Annotated in this window: 3 protein-coding genes and 2 other annotated features; all 3 genes read left to right on the top strand. The window is 35.8% G+C overall.

What is annotated here, in order from left to right; all coding sequences use genetic code 11:
* Positions 1-139 precede the first annotated feature (139 nt).
* Complete coding sequence (locus AC220I_RS19785; RefSeq protein ID WP_486725590.1) at positions 140-742, top strand: DUF445 domain-containing protein; 603 nt, start codon at positions 140-142, stop codon at positions 740-742.
* Between the two features lie 61 nt (positions 743-803).
* Positions 804-1,033, top strand: a binding site (T-box leader).
* Positions 1,034-1,103: 70 nt separating this feature from the next.
* Positions 1,104-3,065: a threonine--tRNA ligase gene (gene thrS, locus AC220I_RS19780; protein WP_486725589.1), complete on the top strand. Its 1,962-nt coding sequence runs from the start codon at positions 1,104-1,106 to the stop codon at positions 3,063-3,065.
* Between the two features lie 87 nt (positions 3,066-3,152).
* Positions 3,153-3,378, top strand: a binding site (T-box leader).
* A gap of 199 nt (positions 3,379-3,577) precedes the next feature.
* Positions 3,578-3,722: TGS domain-containing protein (locus tag AC220I_RS19775; RefSeq protein WP_486725591.1), on the top strand; the 145-nt coding region annotated here is incomplete at its 3' end.

Genomic DNA, 3,722 nt, shown 5'->3' with positions numbered 1-3,722 from the left:
TATTAGAAGATATTGGCTCTATTTTCATATTCGATTTCTAATCTTAAAATAACTTAATTTTAGTGAAAGTCACATATGATTGTGCTATACTCATATCATCAAAAATAATAATTTAATTACAGAAAGCAAGGTGCAAGAAATGATATTGAAATTACTAATATTGGCAACAATTGGTGGCGTAATTGGATGGATGACAAATGTCATTGCGATAAAGCTTTTGTTTAGACCTATAAATCCAATTAAAATTCCTTTGACGCCTTTTAAAATACAAGGTTTAATTCCAAAGCGAAAGGCTGATATTTCAAAGTCAATTGGTGAAATTGTTGAAGAAGAATTGATTTCAATTGAACAGATTGTGGATCATATTATTGAAGACACCGATAAACAGCAAATTGTTGCCTTAATTAAGGAAAAAGTTTTGGTATTGGCTGAAGAAAAAATGCCTGCCATCATACCGTCGATGTTTAAAAATGCAATCATATCTAATATTGGTGAAATCATCGATCAAAATGGTGAACAAATGATTGTTGAAATGACAGAAAAATTGAGTCATAAGGTGATTGAAAGTGTTGATATCAGTCAAATGGTTGAAGATAAACTCAACACATATGATTTTGAAAAACTTGAAGAAATGACACTTAAAATAGCTAAGACTGAGCTCAAAGCAATTGAAATTCTCGGTGGGGTCATAGGCTTTTTCATCGGTATTGTACAAGGGATAATCGTATTGATGATTTTATAAGACGATGAAAAAAAGATTTGACACAAGAGATAATTTGGCGTATTATTCATTTAATCCAATAAACATGGCAATTACGAAGAAGAGTAGCAATTTTTATGCATAAAGAGAGAAATGTACTTGGCTGAAATACATTTTATGTGATAACTTTGTGAAAACCACCTTCTAGCCCTCAATGAATGTGAATCAATGGGATTACTTAAAAATTGAGCGTGTGATGACGTTATACATCCTTAAAGTGGCACGGTTTACGTGACAAATAGAGTGGAACCGCGGGAATCTCTCGTCTCTAGCATAGGCTAGGGATGGGAGTTTTTTTATTTTTAAAACAATATTTTCAAGATCAAATGAAGGAGGGATTAAGATGACTGACGTAAAAATCACTTTAAAAGACGGCTCAATCAAAGAGGTGACTAAAGGTACCACATTACTGGAACTTGCTAAACAAATATCAGGAAGACTTGGGAAGGAAGTGATGACAGCCACCCTTAACGATCAGCTCACAGGTCTTGATGCCTTGTTAAATGAAGATGCAAGTGTGAAGTTCTTTACTTTTGAAGATGAGGTAGGAAAAGCAGTTTATAGACATACCTCAGCGCATATTCTAGCCCATGCTGTAAAACGACTTTATCCTGAAGCTAAACTTGGGATTGGTCCAGCTATTGAAAAGGGATTTTATTATGACTTTGGCGTGGCACAGCCTTTTAAACCCGAAGACCTAATTGAAATAGAAAAAGAAATGGATAAGATTATTAAATCCAAATATGAGATTATAAAGCTTTCAATGACTAGGTTTGAAGCAATTAACTATTTCAAGGGAAAGAATGAACCCTATAAGCTTGAATTGATAGAAGCTTTATCAGATGATGTGGAAATCAGTTTTTATAAGCAAGGTGAGTTCATGGACCTTTGCAGTGGTCCCCATCTCTTAAATACTGGTGATGTAAAAGCCATTAAACTCTTAAGTGCAACAGGTGCTTATTGGAAAGGTGATGAAAAAAATGAGATGCTCCAGAGAATATATGGTGTATCATTTCCAAAGAGAAGTCTGTTGGAAGCACATCTTGAGAAGCTTGAAGAGGCGAAAAAAAGAGACCACAACAAAGTAGGGAGAGAACTTGATCTATTCACAACGGTGGATGTCATTGGCCAAGGCTTGCCACTTATGATGCCAAAAGGTGCTAAGATATTGCAAATCCTTCAGCGCTTTGTTGAAGATGAAGAGGAAAACCGTGGCTATTTGCTAACGAAGACGCCCATTATGGCAAAATCAGACCTTTATAAAATATCAGGGCATTGGGATTTATATAGAGATGGTATGTTTGTAATTCCTACTGGTGAATCTGAGGATGATGCTTTAGCACTTAGACCAATGACTTGTCCATTTCAGTTCTATGTATATAAGACAAAGCAGAGGAGTTACAGAGATCTTCCGATGAGGCTTTCTGAAACCTCAACCCTTTTTAGAAATGAATCCTCCGGCGAGATGCATGGCCTAATAAGAGTGAGACAATTCACCATTTCTGAAGGACATCTTATGGTAACGCCTGACCAACTTGAATCTGAGTTTAAAGGTGTTGTTGATTTAATCAACTATATGATGACAACACTGGGAATCATAGAAGATGTTTCATATCGCTTCTCAAAATGGGATCCTGACAACAAGGGGAAATACGTTGGTTCATTTGAACAATGGGAAGAGACACAAAATGCGATGAGGACTATCTTGGATCATTTGAATCTTAATTATGAAGAAGCAATTGGTGAAGCGGCATTTTATGGACCCAAGCTTGATATACAGTTCAAAAATGTTCATGGCAAAGAGGATACCATCATTACTGTTCAAATAGATTTTTCACTGGCAAAGCGATTTGATATGACTTATGTTGATCAAGATGGCGAAAAGAAACATCCTATTGTCATCCACAGAACGTCCATAGGCTGTTATGAAAGAACATTAGCCATGCTAATAGAGAAGTATCACGGGAAGTTTCCTGCTTGGCTGGCACCCACTCAAGTCAAGATATTAACATTATCTGAACGACATAATGAATATGCAAATCAAGTAAAAATTCAGTTAAGAAAATATGGCTTTAGAGTTGAAATTGATGATCGTGCTGAAAAAATTGGTTATAAAATCAGAGAAGCACAACTCGAAAAGAATCCATATATGCTTATCATTGGTGATGAAGATGCAAATAAGGGGGAGGTTTCTGTTCGCTCAAGAGATCTTGGCGAAATAGGAAGTATGCCGGTCGATACCTTTGCGACAACGCTTCATAAAGAGGTGATTACGAAATCTCTAAGAACGTGCTTTGAACTTTAAAAAGGCCTTCATAAAATGATGAACTGTTTGTGAATTGAGTACACCTTATATTGACAAAGATAGATTTTGAGAGTAAAATAACTTTAATATTAGGCGATGATGAAGGTCATTAGTCTTAAAGTTCCTTTAGAGAGAATTGTACTTGGCTGAAATACAATTTAGGGTGATTTTAAGATGAATACTCCCTTCTAGCACTTGGTGATTAGGAGTTTTAAACTTTGAAAGTCAAGCGTTTAACCGCGTTAAAGGTTGTAAAGTGGCATGATTTTTCATGACTATTAGGGTGGAACCGCGTGAATCTCTCGTCCCTAGCATTGTTTGCTAGGCACGGGAGTTTTTTTATTATAAATCATTAGTTTTCACCCAGATTTGAGCAAGAATTTCCAACTTGCGAAAGGCGAACACTCAAAATCATACAGAGTTTGAGGAAATGGTTTATGACATCTTAAGAGGGTACAAATCTTGTTGGAACCGCCAAACTCTTGCCATGTAGGTTCAAAACGCGTAATTTAATGACAATTTATATTTATAAAAAGGAAATGGAGGAATTTAGTATGTCAATGATCAAATTAACATTAAAAGATGGCTCGATTCGTGAAGTTGAAAAAGGCATCACTGTCTATGATGTGGCTAAGCAGATCTCTGGTCGTTTGGCTA

This window comes from Fusibacter sp. (assembly GCF_057447755.1).
This window is presented reverse-complemented; position numbering and strand designations above follow the sequence as displayed.